Below are 21848 nucleotides of genomic sequence, written 5' to 3'. Positions count from 1 at the left end.
GTCAATTGTCCTCCCCGTCTGATTCGATGCCTGCCTCGCTTGATTGTTCCGGCTGATCCGGCAGCAGGATGCTTACCGTCGTGCCTCCGCCAGGCCTCGGCCCGATCGCCAGTCCATACGGATAGCCGTACCGCAGACGGATCCTCTGGTCGATGTTGCGAATTCCGTATCCGATCGCCGGAGAGCTGTCCAGCTCCCCGAGCCAGCGCTCGATCGCGGCGTAATCAACGGCCTTGTAGCCGTTGTCCTCTACCGTCACGCGGATCCTTCCCTCTTCGTCCCGGACGGCTGCGACCCGGATGAGCCCGTCCTCTCCCATATGCTTGATTCCGTGGATGATGGCATTCTCGATCAGCGGCTGCAAAGTGATCTTGGGGATGCCGATGCCCCCGAACTCCTCCGGAACGTCCCATTCCATCTTGAAATCGGCTTCATATCTCCGCCGCTGAAGGGCGACATAGGCGGCGGCATGCTCGCGCTCCTCCGCCAGCGAGATGATCTCGCGGCCCCGGCTGAGGCTGATCTTCATCAGCTTCGACAGATCCTTGATCATCTCGGCCGATTCGGAATTGCCCTCGAGCGAGCTTTTCCAATAGATGCTCTCCAGCGTGTTGTAGAGCAGATGCGGATTGATCTGATGGTACAGGATCTGAAGCTGCGCCTCCTTCTGCCGGATCTCCATCTGATAGCGGTCATGGATGAGGCTGTTGAGCCTTCTCGCCATCCCGTATACGGCGGAGATGAGGACGCCGACCTCGTCGCTGCGCGATTGACCGGGCGTTTCCGGCACCCGCTTGCCGGGCTCGTAGCGGCGTACGAACGTCGAGAGCCGCTGCAGCGGCGTCATGAGCGAGCGCCAGAAGTAGATCATGACGATGCAGCCGAGCAGCGTATAAGCGATCGAGATGAAGAGGATGACATTCTTGAGCTCCTTTTGCTGCTGGAGCAGCGATTGGACCGGGATCTCGTAGACGAGGCGCAGGTTCAGCGCATTGGCTGCGCTGACGACATAGATGTCGTCGCTGTTCACCGCATGGTACGGCATGTCGCTTCTGGCGGATCTGGCCGCTCGGACGACCTCTTCCGGCAGCTCAACCTTAGTGCCGAGCTTGCCCTGGACGGTGGAGGACATGATCGTGCCCTGGCTGTCCGTCAGGAACATCTCGCCGTCGGGCAGATTGACCGAGCGCAGCGAATCGACGATCTTGCTGTCCATCTTGTACGCGACCAGGACGCCGATGACGTTTCCTTCGCCGATGTTGTTGACCGCGCGGATGTAGGCGAGCGTCTTCTCCTTGCTGAAGGCGGTGTTGTTGTCGATGACCTGCATGAAGCCGAGTCCTTTGTTCTCGACCGCCTTGTCGTACCAGGCCGGCTTGTTGTCGGAATCGAGGAAGTAGACACCGTTCTGCGTCATCTGGATGGAGGGGGCGAAATAGAACTCGCTGGAGGGATCGTACACATAAAGGGAATAGTAGATCGGATTTTCTCCATCCGTGCCGGTCGAATAAACCCGCAGCAGCTTGTCCATCGCCGCGTATTTCTTGACCCGGTCCAGCACAGGCTCCAGGCTGCCGGGCACGATGGCCTGCGTCGCGGGATTCTGGATGATCGTCGTCGTAATCCGGTTGATATTGTCCATATCCTTGTCGATGATGACCAGATTCTGCTTGTTCAGCTCGGCATAGGCGTTCGTAATGTTCCGCTTCAAAATGCTTTCCGCTTTCATATTGCCGTAGACGAACAGACCGAGAATCGGAATGGCCATCATCAAAAACAGCAGGATCATCTGCATTTTCACGCTGAGCCTGGTAAGGGGATTGTTCATCGTCCATGCCTCCGGAGTAAGTCGGTATTCCCGATTATGGGACGAACGGCATGGGAATTCAATGTTTTTTTGGCCTGGACTAAGGAAAATAAAAGCAGAGCATACTACTCCTGTTATCCATGACGCCTCAACGAAAGAGTTCAAAGGAGTGATGAAGCCTGACAACCTCGGTCCTTTTGGAATACGCTTGGGTGCTTCTGGTGCTGATCGGCCTGGAAGGAATACTGGCTGCGGACAACGCGCTGGTCATATCCATCATGGTCAAGCATCTCCCGGAAAAGGAGCGGAAAAAAGCTCTGTTCTACGGGCTCGGAGGAGCTTTCGTCTTCCGGTTCGCTTCCCTGTTCATCATCTCCTTCCTCGCCCATGTCTGGTACGTGCAGGCGCTCGGGGCCGCTTATCTGCTGTACATTGCGATCAGCCATATGGTCAAGCGGCTGTTCGTCAAGCAGGACAAGCTCAAGAAGGAAGCGGAGAAAAAGCCCGAAAACTTCTGGGTGACGGTGCTCAAGGTCGAGCTGGCCGACATCGCCTTCGCGGTCGACGCCATTCTCGCGGCTGTCGCGCTGGCGATCACGCTGCCGGCGACAACTCTGCCCCGGATCGGCGGCCTCGACGGCGCCCAATTCATCCTCATCCTGACGGGAGGCATCGTAGGGCTGGTCATCATGAGGTTCGCGGCTGCTTATTTCGGCAAGCTGCTGGTGGATCGGCCCGGATTGGAGACGGCCGCCTTCGCCATCGTCGGCTGGGTCGGCATCAAGCTCGCGATCTATACGGTCGGCCACTCGGATGTCGCCCTCATCAGCTCGAGCTTCCCGAAAAGCGGCTTGTGGAAGGGCATCTTCTGGACGGTGCTCATCCTGATCGCCGTCGTTGGCTGGTTCGCGTCCAAGCCGAAGGCGGGCAGCGGCGGCGACAGCGGCGGAAGCCGGGGCAAAGCCCGGCAGCCGGCTTAGATCCTGGGCCACGATTCGAAGCACAGATGAACGGCGCGGCTGCGAATGCGGCAGCCGCCTTATGAAACCATGAAGGGGCTGCCCCCTAAAAGCCGAATGGCTTTTGGGACAGCCCCTTTCTCATGGAAAACAGGAATCATTTGTCCAGCCATGTACGCATCATGGACAGCAAATGCGCGCTGTTGACCGGTTTCGTGATGTAATCCGAGCATCCGGCCTCGAGGCACAGCTCCCGATCTCCCTTCATCGCCTTCGCCGTGAGCGCAAGAATGGGAAGATCCTTGAACTCGGCCTTCTGCCGGATCGCGCGGGTGGTCTCGTATCCGTCCATTCCCGGCATCATGATATCCATCAGCACGATCTCGATATCCGGCGTATGTTCCAGGATGTGGAGGGCCGTCTGGCCTGTCTCAGCCGGAATGACTTTCATATGATGACGCTCCAGAATGGAGGTGAGCGCAAAAATGTTCCGGATATCGTCATCGACCACGAGCACTTTCTTGTACTCGATCATTTCATTCGAATGATGCAGCTTGACCAGCTTGTCCCGGGAGCCGGCCGGCAGGTTCACTTCCTTGCGGTGCAGGAAGAGGGTCGTCTCATCGATCAGCTGGGCATTCGATTTGACCTCTTTGAGAACCGCCAGCTTGACCAGCTCATCCCATTCGCTTTCTTCCGCCGGCTCCAGCTTCTTGCTCAGGCGGGCCAGGATGGGAACCCTTTTGTTCTTGGCGTTCTTGTGCATCTCGCGGACGAACCGGATGAGATTCATATCTTTCAAGCCGTTCTCCAGCACCACGCCGTCAAAAGCTTTGGCGCCCAGCTGGTTCAATCCTTTACGTCCCGTATCCACGGCCGTGATCTTGATATCGTGGCCGGCCAGCAGCTCGACGATCCCCTTGCGCTCCTGCTCGTCTTGAACGACCACCAGCAGGCTGCGGGCCTTCTTGTCTGCAAACTGGCTCAAGCGATCCAGCGCATTCTCCAGCTCTTCGTTCGTCACCGGCTTGCGGAGATAATCGAACACTCCCCTCTGCAGGAGGAGCACTTCGTCCTCGTCGACGGTCATGACGCAGATCGGAATATGCCGCACCTGGATATCGTTCTTCAGCTGCTCAAGCACCAGCCAGCCGTCTGTGTCCCTCAGATGCAGGTCCAGCGTGATCGCGATCGGCTTGTACTTATGAACGAGCTCCAGGGCGTCCAGGCCGCCGGACGAAATGACCGCCTTGATTCCTTTCTTGCGGAGGAGATCGAGAATGATCTCGTTGAACTTCTGGTCATCCTCGACAATCAGGAACACGCGGTCTCCAGGCTCGATGCGGTTCCGGTCGTCCATCAAGGAATCATCCGCCGGCCGGTTCAGGCTGCTCCTGCGTTTGGGCGGAGTGATGTCAATCACCTCGGGAGCATGCAGCTTCCGTGGCTCCGGCTCCGTGAATTCCGCTTCCGTAGGGAGGTACAGATTAAATACGCTTCCCTGGTTCACTTCGCTGAACAGGGTGATTTCCCCCCCCAGCATCTCGGCAATCTCGCGGGAAATGGCAAGACCCAGTCCCGTCCCCCCATACTCCCGGTTCGTGCTTCCGTCAGCCTGCTGGAAGGCTTCGAAAATGATCTGCTGCTTCTCGGGAGGAATGCCGATTCCGGTATCGCTGACGCAGAAGCAGATGACCGTCTTGGCATGGTTCAGCGAGTCGTTTTCCAGGTTCCAGCCCCCGCTCGCTTTCTTGATCTGGAGCATGATCTGTCCTTGCTCCGTGAATTTAAACGCGTTGGAAAGCAGATTCTTCAAAATCTGCTGAAGCCGCTTGAAGTCCGTGATGACGCTCGCCGGCACGCCGGAATCGATCTTGATCCGGTAGTCCAGCTTCTTGGCGTCCGCCATGTGGCGGAAGGTGCGGTCAAGCCCGTCTGTCAGCTCCGCCAGGGACACTTCGCTGTAATCCGGCGTAATGGTGCCGGATTCGATCTTGGACAGATCCAGGATGTCGTTGATGAGATTGAGCAGCTCGAGTCCGGAGTCCTGGATCGTCTTCGCGAACTTCACCTGCATATCGTGAAGATTCTCATCCGGATTCTCAGCCAGCTGCTCGGCCAGCAGCAGCAGGGAGTTCAGAGGGGTGCGGAGCTCATGCGACATGTTGGCCAGGAACTCGGATTTGTACTTGGATGTGAGGGCCAGCTGCTCCGCCTTCTCCTCCAGGTACCGCTTGGCCACTTCAACCTCATGGTTCTTGCTCTCCACTTCCGCCTTTTGCAGCACGAGCAGCTTCGCTTTGTCCTCGAGCTCGTCGTTCGTATTGCGCAGCTCCATCTGCTGCTTCTGGAGCTCTTCGGTGAGGGACTGCGACTGGATGAGCAGCTCCTCCGTACGCTGGTTCGCCTGCATCGTGTTGATCACGATGCCGATGGATTCCGTCAGCTGGTCCAGGAAGGCGATATCGATATCGCTATAGAGACGGAAGGAGGCAAGCTCCAGAATCGCGAGCACCTGATCCTCGAAGATAATCGGCAGCAGGACGATATTGAGAGGCGTAGCCTCTCCCAGAGCGGACGAGATCACGACATAGTCTCCAGGCACATTGGTCAGCAGGATCCGCTGCTTCTCGATCAGGCACTGGCCGACCAGCCCCTGCCCTTCCCGGAATTCGTTCGCCAGATGCTTGCGGGTCTGGTAAGCGTAGCTCGCGAACAGCTTCAGCACCGGCTCGCCGCCGATCGGTTCGTTGATGTAGAAGACTCCATGCTGCATCGACACGAGCGGAGCCAGCTCCGATAGGATCATGCGGCTGACGGCATACAGATCCCTCTGCCCCTGCAGCAGCCGCGAGAACTTGGCGAGGTTGGTCTTGAGCCAGTCCTGCTCCGTATTGATCCGGGTCGTCTCCTTCAGGTTCCGGATCATTTCATTGATGTTGTCCTTCAGCGTCGCGACTTCCCCGGATGCGGACACGTCGATGGCGCGCGACAGATCGCCGTTGGTTACCGCGGTCGCGACGTTGGTGATGGCGCGCACCTGAGTGGTCAGCGTGCTCGCCATGTAGTTGACGTTGTCGGTGAGATCGCGCCATGTTCCTGCAGCGCCCGGCACGCTCGCCTGGCCGCCCAGCTTTCCTTCGGCGCCTACTTCACGCGCCACGGTGGTCACCTGGTCGGCGAAGGTGGCGAGCGTCTCGATCATGTTGTTGATCGTATCCGTCAGCTCGGCGATTTCGCCTTTGGCCTCCACGGTCAGCTTCTGCTTCAGGTTGCCGTTCGCCACCGCGGTCACGACCTTGGCGATTCCGCGCACCTGATCCGTCAGGTTCGTCGCCATGATATTGACGTTGTCGGTGAGGTCCTTCCAGATTCCGCCAACGCCGCGCACCTGGGCTTGTCCGCCCAGCTTGCCGTCCGTGCCGACCTCCCGGGCCACCCGCGTAACCTCGGAGGCGAACGAATTGAGCTGGTCCACCATCGTGTTGATCGTGTTCTTCAGCTCCAGCAGCTCGCCTTTGACGTCGACGGTGATTTTCTTGGACAGATCGCCGTTCGCGACGGCTGTCGTGACGCCGGCGATATTGCGCATCTGGACCGTCAGGTTGCTGGCCATGTAGTTGACCGTATCGGTCAGATCCTTCCACGTGCCGGACACATCCTTCACTTCCGCCTGCGCGCCGAGCTTGCCGTCCGTGCCGACCTCGCGCGCGACGCGCGTTACCTCGGAGGCGAAGGTCGAGAGCTGGTCCACCATCGTATTGATCGTGTTCTTCAGCTCCAGAATCTCGCCTTTGACGTCGACGGTGATCTTCTTGGACAGATCGCCCTTCGCGACCGCTGTCGTGACATCGGCGATGTTCCGCACCTGATCCGTCAGATTCCGGGCCATGTTGTTGACGCTTTCGGTCAGATCCTTCCAGGTGCCGCCCACCCCTTTGACCTGAGCTTGTCCGCCCAGCTTGCCGTCCGTGCCGACCTCTCGCGCCACCCGCGTCACCTCGGAGGAGAACATCGAGAGCTGGTCCACCATCGTGTTGATTGTGATCTTGAGCTCCAGAATCTCTCCTTGCACATCCGCCGTGATTTTCTTGGACAGATCGCCGTTCGCGACCGCCGTCGTCACGACTGCGATATTGCGCACCTGGTTGGTCAGGTTCGAAGCCATATAGTTGACGCTCTCGGTCAGATCGCGCCAGGTGCCGGCGACGCCCTTGACCTGGGCTTGTCCGCCCAGCATGCCCTCGGTACCGACCTCCCGCGCCACCCGCGTCACTTCGGAAGCGAAGGTGGAGAGCTGCTCCACCATCGTGTTGATTGTATTCTTGAGCTCCAGGATCTCGCCTTTCGCATTGACTGTGATCTGCTTCGATAGATCGCCCTTCGCGACCGCCGTCGTCACCTCGGCGATATTGCGCACCTGATCGGTCAGCGTTCCGGCCATGAAGTTGACGCTGTCGGTCAGATCCTTCCAGGTGCCGGAAACCCCTTTGACGTCCGCCTGCCCGCCGAGGATTCCTTCCGTCGATACCTCTCGCGCCACGCGCGTCACCTCGGAGGCGAAGTTGCTGAGCTGATCCACCATGATGTTGATCGTGCTCTTCAGCTGGAGGATCTCGCCTTTCGCATCGACGGTGATCGTCTTCGACAAGTCGCCCTTCGCGACTGCGGTCGTCACCTCCGCGATATTGCGCACCTGGTTGGTCAAGTTCGAAGCCATGTAGTTGACGCTTTCGGTCAGATCCCGCCAGGTTCCGGATACGCCTTTGACATCCGCCTGCCCGCCGAGAATCCCTTCCGTGCCGACCTCACGCGCCATCCGGGTCACCTCGGAAGCGAACGTCGACAGCTGATCCACCATCGTGTTGATCGTGTTCTTCAATTCCAGGATTTCGCCCTGCACATCCGCAGTGATCTTCTTCGACAGGTCGCCGTTTGCTACCGCCGTAGTGACGACCGCGATATTGCGCACCTGGTTGGTCAGGTTGGAGGCCATGTAGTTGACGCTTTCGGTCAGATCCCGCCAGGTTCCGGATACTCCCTTGACGTCCGCCTGCCCTCCGAGCTTGCCCTCCGTGCCGACCTCGCGCGCCACGCGGGTCACCTCGGAGGAGAACATGGAGAGTTGGTCCACCATCGTATTGATCGTATTCTTGAGCTCCAGGATCTCTCCCCGCGCGCTGACCGTGATCTGCTTCGACAGATCCCCGTTCGCGACGGCAGTGGTGACCGCCGCGATATTGCGCACTTGATCCGTCAGGTTGGTCGCCATGTAATTCACGCTGTCGGTCAGATCTTTCCAGGTGCCCGACACGCCTTTGACATCCGCCTGGCCGCCCAGGATTCCTTCCGTGCCTACCTCGCGCGCCACGCGGGTCACCTCGGAGGCGAAGGTGCTGAGCTGATTCACCATCATATTGATGTTGCTCGCCGTTCTCTGGAATTCGCCGGTAAGCGGCCGTCCCTCGATTTCCAGCTCCACCTTCTGGGACAGGTCGCCTTTGGCAACGGCGTTGATGACCCGGACCATCTCGCTCGTCGGCTGGATCAAGTCGATGACGAGACCGTTCAGCGAATCGGTAATCGTTTCCCAGGATCCGCCCAGATTTTTCTGCACGAACCTTTTCGAGAGGTTTCCTTCCTTTCCGACCACCTTGGCTACAGTCTGGACTTCAGACACCAGGCCTTCATGGATATCCATGATCTCATTGAACGTATCCGCCACCTTGCCGGCTACGCCGGTGCGGTCATATGGCATCCGGTAGGAGAAGTCGCCCTTCTTCATCGCCATCAAGGCATTGAGCAGTTCGCCGCCGTCAATTCGGTCGTCACTGGATCCGTTGCTCAAGTTTTGCTCGCTCATGTCCTCAACCCAGCCCCTTTTGACTGTCATAGTTTTGAATGATCGGTTTCCTAACGTCCAATCGGTCCGGCTCGACGATGAGATCATCCATGCCCGCCAACCTGCTGCGTGGCATCATTTCGTCGGATGCATTCTCCGGAGGATGATCGTCGCCATGCAGGAGCGGTTTGGCGGCTATCGTAAAAATGAACGTCGCGCCGGGTCCGTGCGACGGTTCCACCCGGATCGTGCCGCCCATGAGCTCGACAAGGGATTTGCTGATCGACAACCCGAGGCCCGTGCCGCCGAACTTCCGGGTCGTCGAGGCATCCAGCTGGGAGAACGGTTGAAACAGCTCGTCGACCTTGTCCGGAGGGATTCCGATTCCGGTATCCTTGATCCTGAATTCAAGCATGAGGGAATCCACCGTCGCCTCCAGCTTGCCGACCCGTATGCATACGCTGCCTTCATGCGTGAACTTGACGGCATTGCCGACCAGATTGTTCAACACCTGCCGGAGACGGTTCGCATCCCCCTTCAGATAAGGAGGCAGGGACGGATCGATGAAGACCGTTACTTCCAGATTCCGCTCCCTGGTCTTGGCCGTGAACAGATCCATCGTCTCCATCAAGCAGTGCTGGAGGGAAAACGGCTCTTCCTCCAGTTCCATCTTACCGGACTCGATTTTTGAGAATTCGAGAATATGGTTGATTACCGAGAGCAAGGCATGTCCGCTCGTGTGGATGATGCCCGCCATCTCGGAGTATTCCTCCGGCAAATCGGAGGCGAGAAGCAGATCGGACATGCCGATGATCCCGTTGAGCGGAGTCCGGATCTCATGGCTCATCATGGCCAGGAATTCCGATTTCACGCGTGAGGCGAGCTCCGCCGTCTCCTTGGCCTGGCTGAGCGCCAGATTGGCTTTCTCCAGCTCCCTAGCCTGATTTTTCAGCGTTTCGCTCTGGATCTGCAGGGTCTTGTTCGCTTCATACATGCTCACGTAGCCCTCGATTTTGGACTTGAAGATCTGCGGAATGAAAGGCTTCGTCATAAAATCCATCGCACCTACGGAATGACCGGCGAAGACATGCTCCATCCTGTTGCTCGCAGCCGTCATGAAGATGATCGGCACGTATTTGGTCTTCTCCCGCATCCGGATGAGGCTGGCCGTCTCGACTCCGTCCATTCCCGGCATCTGCACATCCATCACGATGACGGCAAACTCCTCTTCCAGCAGACATCGCAAAGCTTCCGTGCCGGAATAGGCCCGAACCAGACGATAGGGCTCTCCGCCGAGAACCGCCTCGATGGCCATCAGGTTTTCCGGGTGATCGTCTACGAGCAGGATATTGATGGGAAAATCCATGGGGCCCCTCGCTTTCCGACATAAGGCATAACGGATCTACATTTCGACAAGACAGGACATATAACTCCGATTATATAGGATCAACCCTCCTTTCGGTAGCTGGTCTCCGACTGATTCCGATTTTTTTATTTCAGGATCCGACGGGACGAAAAAAACAAAAAAAAACGGGATGAAGCCGATTTCTGCTAGGCTTCATCCCGTTTGATTCGTTCGGCTTCCCAGCAGGCGAAGGAGAATCTCGCTGGTCGGATCTTCATCTCCTCAGCCCGCGGCGCGCCTCCTCCAGCGTATCCGCGCAGGACTGCTCCAAAAAGATGTCCGCGCTCCAGCCGAGAGCCGCCCTCCATGCCGGAGCTATGGACGCCTCCGGAGACTTCCTCCAGGATGGCCGGGTTCGAAATCAATTCCTTCACCCCCTTCGGTCGGAAGCCGGCGCATCAGGATGGAAACATCGTCGACAGCATGTAATTCAGCCGGTGCGAGTAGGTATGCTCCTTCATCGTCCGGTGCATGGAGCGCAGCGCGATGTCCTGCCTCTCTTGCTCATGCTGGAGGTAATAATCGATCTTCTCGATCATTTCCTGCGGCGAGGAATAGGTGGCGATATCCACTCCCGGCGTATAGAAGCTGGGCAGGTCTTCCCGGACGTCCGTCAGCTGCAGGGTGCCGCAGGCGGATATTTCGAACGTGCGGGGATTGGGGGAAACCGCGGTGATCATCTCGCTGTTGCTGTTGAACGTTTCGTCGTCATGGGCACGGTGCATGTTGATGACGATCTTGGCTCCGTTGTACGTCGCCGCTGTCTTCAGCGGCCCCATCCAGTGGCCCGCCCGAATGCGGGAGGAGAGAAGCGGATAATCGCGCAGCCGCTCCCACCAGAGACCAGAGATGGTGGTATCGCGAGTGGCGAGGTAAGGAGTGATCTGATCGAAGAAATCGACGCGATTGTGATAAGCGGAACCGACGAAGCTGATTTCCCTGCGCAGGGACAGATCGGGATTGCGGGGACGGAATTCGTCGGGATTGACGCCCAGAGGAAGGTAATGGACGTTGGGGCATCCAAGCCTGCGATAGAACTCGACGCAGTTTTTCTCCAGCGTGAAGACGAAGTCGTAATGCAGGGCGAGATTGCGGGTGATGTCGGAGTAATAGGGGTCATCCGTGAACCAGACGGCCGTCCGGATGCCAAGTGCCCGGACGGCGTCGACCTTCTCGACCGGAACGTGCAGGCCGTCAAGGAAGATGACCGCGTCGGGCCTCAGCGATTCGGCCTGCTGAACGTAATTTTGAAGCGCATCGCTCATGCTGAGCCTGGACGTCATCGAACGGAGCGATTTGGCAATGGAGGCGTCCAGGGGAGAATACGGATATCCTTTTGCGGTAGCGATGAACATGATATGAACCGGGAATATGGGGGGTGAGTAGCTCACCAGGGATAGGCCGGCCTCGCATTTGCCGAACCAGCGGCCATGCTTCTGTCCCGTCGCGAAGCCTGCTGCCCTGCCCCTTTCCAGCTCCGGATTCGGGAGCAACGGGGCAATAGGTTGCAGGACGCGCTTCTTGCTTGCGCGGGAAGGCGCATGTTTGGCTGCGCGCCTGCCCTTGCGCAGGGATTTAACTGCCAACTTTAGTCCTCCTCTTTTGATAGCAGCTCTCCGGCCGTCAGCCCAGGGGGAGCAGATCCAGAAGATCTCCGACGCGGCGGGCGAAAGTGTGTTCCTGAAGCGTGCGCAGCATCCCTTTCACGGAGACGGCTCTGCGCAGGTCTTCATGAAGAAGATAATGCCGTATTTTGCCGACCAGCTCGCCTCCGTCGCCAAAGGTGTCCAGCTCCTGTCCCGGCACGTAATAACGGCCGAGGTCGTCGCGGATATCGGTCATCTGCAGCGTTCCGCAGGCGGAAATTTCATACGTCCTTGGATTGATGGAGGCGCCGCGCAGACCGTGGTCATTGTGGTTGTCGACCCCCGGTTCCGTCGTCCGGTGGATGTTCAGGACGATCCGGGCGCCGTTGTAGTAGTTCACCGTCTCCTCGATCGGCATCCAGCCGGGAATCAGCTGGCAGCTTCTGCGCGCTCTTGTGCTCAGACGCTCCCACTCTCCGCCTGCGATGACGACTCTAAGCCCTTGCAGCTGCGGCAGCACCCGATCCAGCAGCCTGATGCGGTTCCAGAAGCCTTGGCCGATGAAGCATACGTCGCTGCGGTAATTCCGCGGGACCGGCTTGGCATGATACACTCCCGTATTCACGCCGAGAGGCGCGTAATGAACTTGCGGATGTCCCAGACGGCGATAGAAATCGACCGCCTCGAGGTCGTGAGTGAAGACGTGGTCGTAGCAGAACGCCAGGCTGCTCGTTTCCCTCGTAAAATAGGGATCGTCCGCGAACCAGATGGCGGCCGGTATGCCTAGATTCCGGATCGCGGCGATCTGCGAAGGCTGGTCGGCCGGAAACACGTGCAAGCCGTTCATGACGAGCACCAGATCCGGCCTGAGCCTCTCGGCGTCTACGAACATGGTGCCGGGACTGCTTACAGCAACCGAGCCGGCGTGCATCGCCAGCGCTTCCTGCACCCCTTGGTCGATCGCCGGAAACCCTTGCGGGACGTACATGACGCTCATGGTTCTCCTCGCCCCGGGCGTCCATACCCGCGCGGCGGATGCTGCAGCCTGGCAGGCGCCGTCCCGGCGGCCTTCTTCCAATCCGATCCGATGTCCCTCCTGCCTTCCCGCTTCAACCGTCTGCGGTACATGGCTTGGCATGCCGAATGCCCCCTTCTTGACCTTGCTCTGTTCCTACTATATGTCCGGAGGCCGCTGTCTACTTGGTCTCTTGTCCTCGCGCCGCCAAAAATGGCGGATGACTAAGATTAGCAGAATGAATGCCGGCGGAGTCAAAGCGGGCTGCATCCCCTTCAATCGGCTGCCTCAACGGATGAATGCCCGAATTGTCGGACGGGAGCCGCTTGAAGCGAGTCGATGGCCGAAAAAAAAAGCCGCCGGACGGCGGCTTTGAAGCTTTCGGGTCAGCTGGGCTGGGTTTCATAGGCGAATTGCAATCCCTCTTCATAGCCCATGCCGAAGCCAGCCTGATACCCCTCTGTGTACGTCTGCTGGAATCCGGCCTTGAAAGCGGGGCTTCCCTCCATAATCGTCGGATCCGCGAACGAATGGACGGCTCGGCGCCGCGCTGCCGCCTTCCGGCGGCGAGGCCGTTTTGCCGCCGAGCGACTGACGGGACGAGCCTTCTTCCTTGGTCCGGACTTTCCTTTTTTCGCTCCGGCTGCTTTTTTTCGCAGCCCGAGTGTTGCGGACGGAAGCCGTTTTCTCACGGCGCTGCTTTTTGACTTCATGGAATATCCTCCTTTGAATCCTTGCGAGTCCTTGCCGGGCTGGCTCATTTCATAGACGTTGGTACAGCAGAGGGGGAGCAATAATAGGCCGCCCGGCAGGAAGCAGCGCCGCAGCGGCGTCCGCATCAGGCAGCCGGGGCTTAAGATGAAGCCCCCAGCGCTCCGCGGCCGCCGGGTTGAGAACGGTCCTGCACCGCCCCTCTTCCACATAAGCAAGCGAGCCATTCAGCAATGCCGCATAAGGGGGTGGAAAATCGCTGCTTGCAGCCTCCTCGTCCAGCGGCAGAGACGGAGCAGACTTCTCGTTTCTCCAGCGTGAAGCCGCGATGCTGGAAGCGATCGATGCCGCAGCCAGGCGGTATCGGCTCAGCACCGGCCTTCCCAAGCGGACGGAAGGCAGCTCCCAGCCACCCTCGATCTTCCAGCGAGCTCCCCTTTCCAGCCACCAGACCGTTCCGTCGGCTCCTTCCGCAGCGACTCCGCCGGGATAGAAGGACGCCTCTCCCGCCGGCTTCGCCTGCTCCATGTCCTTCGCCGACGACGCCGGAAGAACGCCCGCCGGATCCTCCCATTTGGTTTTGTAAAAGAGCCGGTTGCGGTCGGTCAGGGCCGTCATGCGGGCTTCCTCGCGCACCGTTATACTGCCGAAATGATGGATGAAGCAGTCTCCCGCAATGTACAGCCGCAGGTTCAGCAGCCTCGCGCGAAGGCAGAGATCATCGTCCTCGTAGTTCCCGATCTGATAGCCCTCGTCGAAGTACCCGACCGCCTCCAATAATGAGCGGCGCATCAGCATGCAGAATCCGGTCAGTCTCTCCGTCTCTTTCCAGCGCCGCGGATTCGGCTTGTTGCGGCCTCGCGCCCAGGCATCCATCCCCCTGATCGAACGATAGGGAACCTTCACGAGCTGGCTGCCGCTGATGAAGTTGGTGACGGGACCGACGATGCCGGCGGAGGGACTTCGTTCCAGGCAGGCCGTCAGGTTATCCAGCCAGCGCTCCGTCACAAGCGTGTCGTTGTTGAGCAGCAGCAGCCTGTCGCCTCTGGCCATCATGAGGCCGCGGTTGACCGCTCCCGCAAAGCCGAGATTGCGGTCCATGACCCGGAAGCGGAGCTTGCCCGCGCCTAGCATCAGCGAATATTTCTCCAGCATGGCAGCCGTCCCGTCCGCCGAGGCATTGTCCACGACAATGATTTCGTATGACTCCGGCGTATGCCTCAGGATGCTGTTCAGGCAGCGGACCAGGTAGTCCCGCTTGTTGTAGGTCGGAATGATGATGCTCGTGCCCGGCCATGGCTGTCCCAAGGCTGCCTTCCCGGCCTCGAAGCCGCGCTCGTAGCCTTCCTGCCATCCGGGAGCGCGCGGCTGCGGCGCCGCCTCTGGCGCCTCTGGCGCATCCGCCGCATTTGCCGCTATTGCCGGGACCATTTTCATCGCATCCGATGCGGCTGAAGGAGCGGCTCTCGAAGCGCGGCGCCGCACGCTCATGGAGCTGCGGCCTCCTTGGCCCCGTTCGGGAAGACGCTCCGGGAAATGGCCCTCATTCCTGTCCCTCTCCATCCTTCTTGTGCAGGGCTGCCTCCAGGAGAGAGTCGAACGTTCCGGCATCCGCCCACCAGCCCTGCAGCATCGCATGCGTCAGCTTGCCCGCGGCCGCATAGACATTGTTGACGTCGGTGATTTCAAGCTCCCCTCTTCCAGAAGGAGCGATCGCGGAGACGACATCAAAGACGCTCCCGTCGTAGAAATAAATGCCGGTCACGCCGTAGCTGCAAGCGGGAGCAGCCGGCTTCTCCTCGATCCGGAGTATCTTTCCGCCTTCATCGAATACCGGCACCCCGTACCTTTCCGGATCGGGAACTTCCTTGAGCAGAACCATCGCGCTTCCGGCAGGCTCATTCCTGTAAGCCTCCACGTAAGGCTCGAGGGAGTCGTCGGCCAGATTGTCGCCAAGCAGCATCAGGAACTTCTCTTCCTTGCCGACATAAGGCTTCGCCAGTTCAAGAGCCTGGGCAATGCCCCCGGCCTCCTCCTGGATGAGATAGGTTATCGATGCCCCGTGACCGCGGCCGCTGCCGAAATACTCGATGAACATTCCCGCCGAGCTGCGTCCCGTAACGAGGAGAATTTCATCCGCTCCCGCCGCCGCGAGCGTCTGCACCGCGTAGTGGATCATGGGATAGTTGTATACCGGGAGCAAGTGTTTGTTCATCAGTCCCGTCAGCGGCATCAGCCGGGTGCCGTTTCCCCCTGCAAGCAGAATGGCTTTCAACAGACGTTCACTCCTTCTCTTCTTTCAAGCAAATGAGCTAATCAGATTCTCTCTCCGCGACATCGCGGCGGCGGTCGTAATCCGGGAAGGCTGATCTTGGCTCGCCTTTCGCTTCCAGAATCCGTAGAACGGCTTGGGCGTAGCGGGCGCCCTCGTCCGGAAGCGGCGTCCATTCGCGCGTGCCTCCCGCTGCGGCTGCTGGCGCCGTTACCGAGGCAGCCGTCCCCCCGGCCGCCAGCAGCGTCGCCAAAGCTTCGGCCGGATCGGCAAGAGCATCTCCTTCAAGCAGCGCCAAGGCTTTGCGGTTCAGGGCGAATACGGCCCGCTCCATCGACGCGAAGCTGCGCGACTCTCCTCCGAGCGACCAGTGCATGAAGGCGCTCAGAACCATGGACCGGCTCCAGCGCGAGAACGGGATAGCGCCGCTTGTGCTTGACGGAACCGCAGCGCAAGGCCGGAGGGAGGAAGCGGCTTTCGCAACCAGAGCGTGCACCGGAAGCCGGGCAAGCGTGTCGGCTCCGAGCCCGGCATCCGCATACAGGACGGCATCCGTCTCCGAGGCGGCAGCATGGACGGAACCTGCCGCCAGCGCTTCGTGGACATGACGGGCATCGGGATGGAGATGGCGTACGGCATCGTCGGATCGGTCCGAAGCTTCAGCCGCCATGGATCCGCCAACTCGGCTGCCTGCTCCGTAGAGCATCTCGATGACCGGGCTGAACCCTCTCTGCCGCATGATCTCCGCAGCTTCAGCCAGCTGCCCGGCGTCGCTCCCGGCCACGACCGCAGCGGCGGAGAACGGCTTCCAGCCGGGAAAGACCGCGCTTTTGCTGCTGCTGCGATAGCTGGTTCGATTGGCTTTGCTGCTGCTGCGATAGCCTTTTCCCTTCGGGCTTCTGCTCCTGCCGTTGCCGGCTGTCTTTGCCCTGCCGGTCCTTCCTTGTCCGGTCCCTCTGCCGTCCTGTTCTCCCGCCCCTGAGCGGACGGTCCTGCCGCCCTGCATCATTCCGTCCCTCCTCCATGTTCGGTATTCTCCGCACCGTCGGGCTCAGGAAGGACAGGAGCTGCTTCTTCGGACGCAGCCTGCCTCGACAGCCAGGCGATCGCTTCGAGATGATCCCCGATTATAAGACGGTGAAGCGGCCTCAGCCGCTCGCGCTCGCGGCGCCGCCGGTTGCGGCGGCCGACATCGACCCGGATCGGCAGGACGATCCTCAGTCCCCCCGCTGCCGCCTTGGCGTGGGCAAGAGGCGGAACGAGCAGCGATTTCGATCCGATAACCGACAATGCGCGCCTCGACATCGCGTGGGGAACGGCGGTGAGCGAGGTTCCTTTAAGATCCGGCCGGCCAAGCATCTCGTTGAGGGCATGCTTCGCAAGCACGACGGGATGAACCTGGGATGTATCGACAGGACCGGAGTAATCGTTCAAGGCGACATCCGCTCCGCCGCGGGCAATGACATCGACGAACGGCCGCAGCCTGGCGGCGGACAATACCATATCCCCATCCAAGAAAAGGAGGACCTCCCCTTGGGCGGCACGGGCGCCTATGGCGCGTCCGACATCATGTCCGAGAGGACTTAGGTATCGGATAACCTTGGCTCCGCAGCGTTCGGCTGCTTCCGCGGATCCGTCTGTGGAACCGTTGGCGACGACGATCAACTCGGTGTGCGGATGGATTCTCGCAGCCTGCTTCAACACGGCGACGATCGTGCGCCGTTCATTCATGACCGGAATAATGACCGACAGGAACGGCGGTGCGCCGTCTGAATCGCGGGCTTCCGCTTCGAATGCGGAAGTCGGGCCGGAAGCTGGAAGCTTGCCTGCCGATCGGCGTCCATTTCTGCCCTTGCCCGTACCGGCAGCCCGGACCTTAGCCACGAAGCTGCCAGATCTCCCGGCACCTTCATTCCCTCGCGGGGCTCCTGCCCCCTCCCGACGTCCGCCTTTGCTTCTCGAGCGTGCGTATCTCATCTTTTCACCTCACTACTTGCCAGCTTATGAGAGAGCAGGAACGATGGCACGGCATTTGTACAGGCGGGATCACCGGGGAGGAATGGAAAAAAAGAGCTGCGCCGTGTCATCCCGAGATGACACCCGCGCAGCTCTGCCAGCAGCCCATCTTATTCTTTTATTGATTTATGGTTCGATTGATCCATCCATTTATCCATCCGTCAGTTCGTCCATCTATCCATTTATCCATTCATAGATCCATAAATCCATCGTTCCAATGATTCATGGATTCATTGATTCATGGATTCATTGATTCATGGATTCATTGATTCATTGATTCATTGATTCATGCAATATATTCCTTTGAAATCTATCGATTCGATCCATTCCTCTTGTTTCAATTTCTTTGTTCTATCCTTCGTTCTAATCCTTCGGTTTAATCCTTCGTTCCATTCCTTGGGTTTAATCCTTCGTTCTATCCTTCATTTTATCCTTCATTCTATCCTACGGTTCCCGGCCCCATCTCGATTGCCTCTGCCTCTCTATCCGATTAGCGGGCAGCTGGGACGGCTCCGTCCGACCGCGTTCAGGTCCCTTCCGGCAGCCTGCCGGCGGCGATCCAATCGATTCGGCCCCGGGCATTGCCCTCTTCCTGGGTACGGATGAGGGTGACTACCGCCTCTGCCGTCAGCTTGGCGCGCACGACAGCGTGGCAATGGGGAACGTCGAGGGAGCAGACGAACGAATACCCGCTGTCCATGAACGGAGTCTGCAGCGGAATGATCAGGTCGATCCTGGCGCGGTCCCGGAAAGCGAACGGGATCGTTCCATGCTGCACGCCAGCTCCCTTCATGGACTCCCCTGCTCCGTCATCGCGGGAGGCTGGCCCGACGTCTGCGGTTAACGCCTGCCGCGGCAGCAGCCGCGCTGTGCCCGGAGCGCGGACGGACAGCGCCGAGCTGTATCGGATCTCGCTCACGTCATATCCGGCAAGCTCCTCCGGCTGATCCCCGCAACTCGACAGTGCGGCGTCTGCCTCTGATGGGAATTCAGCTTCCGGTTCCTTTCCGTCCCAGAGCAGAGTGTTCGAGACGCTCTCCGGAGCAACGGTGTGAAGCTTGACTTTGGGGACGCCGCCTTCCTTGGCCTCCAACGGGACGCGGACAGGGGCGGGAATGTTGTCCAGCCAGTCGATTTCCGATATGTTCGGATTGTCATAGTGGTATAAAGGCCTCGAAGATTGCTTGCCTTTGCCTCCCTGCTGACTCCTGGCTTTCGGCGCGAGCGGCGCCCCGCCGGGTACATAAGGTTTGCTGCCCTTTGCGGGCCTACCGTTCGTCTTCATCGTCAAGCTCCTCCACCAAAGCATAGTACTGTTATCCTATGCGGCTGCCCGGCAGGCGGATACCATGACGTTGCAAGCAGTCCGCAAACTCAGCTGTCCCCGCTGCGCCAAGCTGCATGCCAGAGCGCGCCCGTGCCCGCTCCGAGCGGTCCGCCCGATGCAATCGCCGCAAGCGTGAATGCCTTGGCCTCCCTCGCCGCCGCCTCCATGTCCAGGCCTCTTGCGAGCAGAGCGGCAAGCGCGGAGGCGATCGTGCAGCCGGTGCCATGCGTATGCATAGTCGGAATGCGCGAAGCTGTCAGCACGACCGGGTGATTCGGAAGAGAGGCTGACAGGAGAACGTCGGCGGCCGCTTCCGCCCCGGCCAGATGGCCTCCTTTTAGAAAGACATGCCTGCACCCGAATCTCAGCATTTCCTTGGAAGCGTCCTTCATCGCCTCGAGGCTTCCTATCTCCCTCTCCTTCAGACCGAGCAAGGCGCAGGCTTCCGGAATATTGGGCGTAACGACCTCCGCCAGAGGCAGCAGCCGCAGACGAAGCGCCTCAGCCGCATCCTCCCGCAGCAGCCGGGAGCCATGCTTGGAGATCATGACGGGATCCACCACGAGCTTGAGGGCCTCGACCTTCTCCAGCCTGGAAGCTGCCGCATGGATGATGTCCGACGAGAACAGCATGCCCGTCTTGACGGCGTCGGCTCCGATATCGCCCATGACGGCGTCGAGCTGAGCCTCTACCGCTTCAACCGAAAGGGGGTAGACTCCGTGCACGCCGACCGTATTCTGCGCCGTCACCGCGGTGATGACGCTCATGCCGAATGTGCCGAGCTCCTGGAACGTCTTCAGATCCGCTTGAATGCCAGCGCCTCCTCCGGAATCCGAGCCTGCTATCGTCAGCACTTTGCGGATTCGGCCTCCCCGCAGCCCGCTGCCTTGCCCGATAGCAGTCTCTAGCAAAGGAATTCCTCCCTGACAGAAATGCTTCGGCCCGCCTCCGCACCGCCCCTGGTCGCAGCGGCGAACCGTTCCGGGGAGAAGGAGGCGATCCGCTCCGGCTTCGTTCCATCCAGCAGCTCCGTTACGGCCGCAGCGGTCGCAGGAGCAAGCAGAATGCCGTTGCGGTAATGGCCGGTCGCCACGATGACCTGAGGATGGCCGCTCAAGGCGCCGATCAGCGGACGCCCGTCGCGGGTGGCCGGCCTCAGCCCGGCCCAGCGCAGCTTGGGACGGGCGCCTTCAAGGAAAGGGAAGATCCGGCTGCTCCACCGCTCCAGCCGCCCGATTCCCTTCTCCGTGACCGAAGCGTCGAATCCGGCGACATCCTCAGAAGCGCCGCATACGAGGGCGTTCCCCGACTTGCCGACCCAGTAGGCCTGACTCGAAAACACCATATGCCTGACCGCTCCGTCAGGCACATCGAAGGCACAGATCTGACCGCGAATCGGATGGATGGACTCCGGCAAGCCCAACATCCGCTCGAATTCCCCGGACCAGGCGCCCGTGCAGATCAGCAGCTTGTCAGCCTCGTGTTCTCCGGAATAATCTGTCGCGAGAGCGACGGACCGCTCCCCGGAACCGGTTGTCCTCAAGGCAAGCTCCCGCAGGCTGCCGGCTCCGCTTATCATCCTGATTCCGGCCAGCCTGCAAGCCTCCGTCAGCGCCGCAGCGAGGCGGGGCGCCTCGACGTGGGCTTCGGACGGCGTGTAGATGCCGCCCGCCGCTCCCCGCGCGAGCAGCGGCTCCAGACGGGCCAGCTCGGCGGCGCTCAGCAGCTCGGCTCCGCTGCCGGCCGCCCGCTGCCAGTCCAGCCTCGAGCGCAGCGGGAGCAGATCCGCTTCATGGTAAGCGACGCCGACGCTGCCGGTGCGCTTGAGCCCGACCTTCATGCCGCTGGCTTCCTCGATGTCTGCCGCCCAATCCGGATAACGGAGCAGGCTGTCGGCGCACAGATGGAAGAAAGCATCCGGCTGCTCGGCATTTTCCGAGTACGGTGCCAGCATGCCCGCCGCCGCTCCCGTTGCCTGCCCGCCGAAGCCGCCCTTGTCGATGATCGTCACCTCGCGGTTTCCGTCTCTTGCCGCCTCGTAAGCGCAGCTCAGCCCGATGATGCCGCCTCCGAGGATGAGCACCCTTTCCCTCACTGCCTCCACGCTCCCGAGCGATCGGCTTGGCGCGGGTACAGGGCGCCGGCTTCTGTGCTGCTCGCGGAGGCATAGGGAAGCGCGGGGATGCGGCCGGCGAGCCTGGCCAACCGGCCGGCGCGGATCGCGAGCGCCATCGCTTCGGCCATCGCCACGGGATCTGCCGCCCGCGCCACCGGCGTATTGGCCAGCACGGCGGATGCCCCGAGCTCCATCGCCAGAGCGGCGTCCTTCGCCGAGCCGAGTCCGGCGTCCACGATGACGGGGACCGGCGATTCCTCCGCGATCAGCCCGAGGTTGTACGGGTTCAGGATGCCGAGTCCGGTCCCGATCGGGGCTCCCCCCGGCATGACGGCCGCCGCTCCGGCTTCGGCCAGCCGACGGCAAAGGACGGGATCGTCCGAAATGTAAGGCAGCACCGTGAAGCCTTCGGCCGCAAGCCTATCCGTCGCTCTCAGCGTCTCCAGAGGATCGGGCAGCAGCGTGCGCGGATCCGCGCTGATCTCCACCTTGATCCAGCTGCCAAGCCCGGCCGCTCTGGCCAGGCGCGCGATCCTCACCGCCTCGTCCGCATTGCCTGCGCCCGACGTATTGGGAAGGTAGATCAACTTTTCTTCGGGCAGATGCTGCAGGATCGAATCGTCCTCAGGCTGCTCCAGATTGACGCGGCGGACGGCGAACGTAATGACCTCCGCACCGCTTGCCCGCAGCGCCTGCTGCATGACGGCCGGGCTCGGGAAGCGGCCCGTTCCGAGGAAAAATCGCGAAGAGAGCTGTGTCTCTCCCACTGTCCAGGTATCCATGTCCAGCTCC

16 protein-coding genes are annotated in these 21848 nt (G+C 60.3%); 1 reads left to right on the top strand and 15 read right to left on the bottom strand.

Annotated features, from left to right (window positions below; all coding sequences use genetic code 11):
• Nucleotide 1: 1 nt before the first annotated feature.
• The gene (locus AC06G8_RS07410) at nt 2–1828 is read right to left on the bottom strand and encodes a cache domain-containing sensor histidine kinase (protein ID WP_480284885.1); all 1827 of its coding nucleotides are present in this window, start codon (nt 1826–1828) and stop codon (nt 2–4) included.
• A 158-nt stretch (nt 1829–1986) separates the two neighbouring features.
• On the opposite strand from AC06G8_RS07410, the gene AC06G8_RS07405 reads away from it, so the two are divergent.
• Nucleotides 1987–2787, top strand: a complete 801-nt coding sequence (locus AC06G8_RS07405) for a TerC family protein (protein ID WP_480285399.1) — start codon at nt 1987–1989, stop codon at nt 2785–2787.
• Between the two features lie 136 nt (nt 2788–2923).
• On the opposite strand, the gene AC06G8_RS07400 is transcribed toward AC06G8_RS07405, so the two are convergent.
• From AC06G8_RS07400 to AC06G8_RS07335, 14 genes are all read right to left on the bottom strand, one after another.
• Entirely contained in the window at nt 2924–8629 is a 5706-nt protein-coding gene (locus AC06G8_RS07400) for a HAMP domain-containing protein (protein WP_480284884.1), read from the bottom strand.
• Between the two features lie 4 nt (nt 8630–8633).
• A complete protein-coding gene (locus AC06G8_RS07395; RefSeq protein ID WP_447662170.1) occupies nt 8634–9974 on the bottom strand; it encodes a response regulator in 1341 nt (446 codons plus the stop codon).
• Between the two features lie 185 nt (nt 9975–10159).
• Nucleotides 10160–10378 (bottom strand): hypothetical protein, encoded by a 219-nt coding sequence (locus AC06G8_RS07390; RefSeq protein WP_447662171.1) that lies wholly within the window; start codon nt 10376–10378, stop codon nt 10160–10162.
• Nucleotides 10379–10411: 33 nt separating this feature from the next.
• Nucleotides 10412–11599 (bottom strand): CgeB family protein, encoded by a 1188-nt coding sequence (locus tag AC06G8_RS07385; protein ID WP_480284883.1) that lies wholly within the window; start codon nt 11597–11599, stop codon nt 10412–10414.
• Nucleotides 11600–11636: 37 nt separating this feature from the next.
• On the bottom strand, nt 11637–12737 hold the full coding sequence (locus AC06G8_RS07380) for a CgeB family protein (RefSeq protein WP_447662173.1): 1101 nt from the start codon (nt 12735–12737) through the stop codon (nt 11637–11639).
• Between the two features lie 263 nt (nt 12738–13000).
• Nucleotides 13001–13327 (bottom strand): hypothetical protein, encoded by a 327-nt coding sequence (locus AC06G8_RS07375; RefSeq protein ID WP_447662174.1) that lies wholly within the window; start codon nt 13325–13327, stop codon nt 13001–13003.
• 49 nt (nt 13328–13376) lie between these two features.
• Nucleotides 13377–14816 (bottom strand): glycosyltransferase family 2 protein, encoded by a 1440-nt coding sequence (locus AC06G8_RS07370; protein ID WP_480284882.1) that lies wholly within the window; start codon nt 14814–14816, stop codon nt 13377–13379.
• Between the two features lie 52 nt (nt 14817–14868).
• On the bottom strand, nt 14869–15600 hold the full coding sequence (locus tag AC06G8_RS07365) for a sugar phosphate nucleotidyltransferase (RefSeq protein ID WP_480284881.1): 732 nt from the start codon (nt 15598–15600) through the stop codon (nt 14869–14871).
• Between the two features lie 37 nt (nt 15601–15637).
• Complete coding sequence (locus AC06G8_RS07360) at nt 15638–16606, bottom strand: hypothetical protein (protein ID WP_480284880.1); 969 nt, start codon at nt 16604–16606, stop codon at nt 15638–15640.
• On the bottom strand, nt 16603–17481 hold the full coding sequence (locus AC06G8_RS07355) for a glycosyltransferase family 2 protein (RefSeq protein ID WP_480284879.1): 879 nt from the start codon (nt 17479–17481) through the stop codon (nt 16603–16605). Before AC06G8_RS07355 ends, AC06G8_RS07360 begins: the two co-directional genes overlap by 4 nt.
• Before the next feature lie 658 nt (nt 17482–18139).
• Nucleotides 18140–18898, bottom strand: coding sequence for a WIAG-tail domain (locus tag AC06G8_RS07350; protein WP_480284878.1), 759 nt, complete (start codon nt 18896–18898; stop codon nt 18140–18142).
• An 89-nt stretch (nt 18899–18987) separates the two neighbouring features.
• A complete protein-coding gene (gene thiD, locus AC06G8_RS07345) occupies nt 18988–19851 on the bottom strand; it encodes a bifunctional hydroxymethylpyrimidine kinase/phosphomethylpyrimidine kinase (protein WP_480284877.1) in 864 nt (287 codons plus the stop codon).
• Nucleotides 19845–21035, bottom strand: coding sequence for a glycine oxidase ThiO (thiO, locus tag AC06G8_RS07340; RefSeq protein ID WP_480284876.1), 1191 nt, complete (start codon nt 21033–21035; stop codon nt 19845–19847). Before thiO ends, thiD begins: the two co-directional genes overlap by 7 nt.
• Nucleotides 21032–21838, bottom strand: coding sequence for a thiazole synthase (locus AC06G8_RS07335; RefSeq protein WP_480284875.1), 807 nt, complete (start codon nt 21836–21838; stop codon nt 21032–21034). The genes thiO and AC06G8_RS07335 overlap by 4 nt, the downstream gene beginning before the upstream one ends.
• Between the last annotated feature and the right edge of the window lie 10 nt (nt 21839–21848).

This window comes from Paenibacillus sp. SJS-P3, from assembly GCF_056711585.1.
Note: the sequence above shows the minus strand (reverse complement) of the source record. Positions and strands in the feature narration are given on the sequence as shown.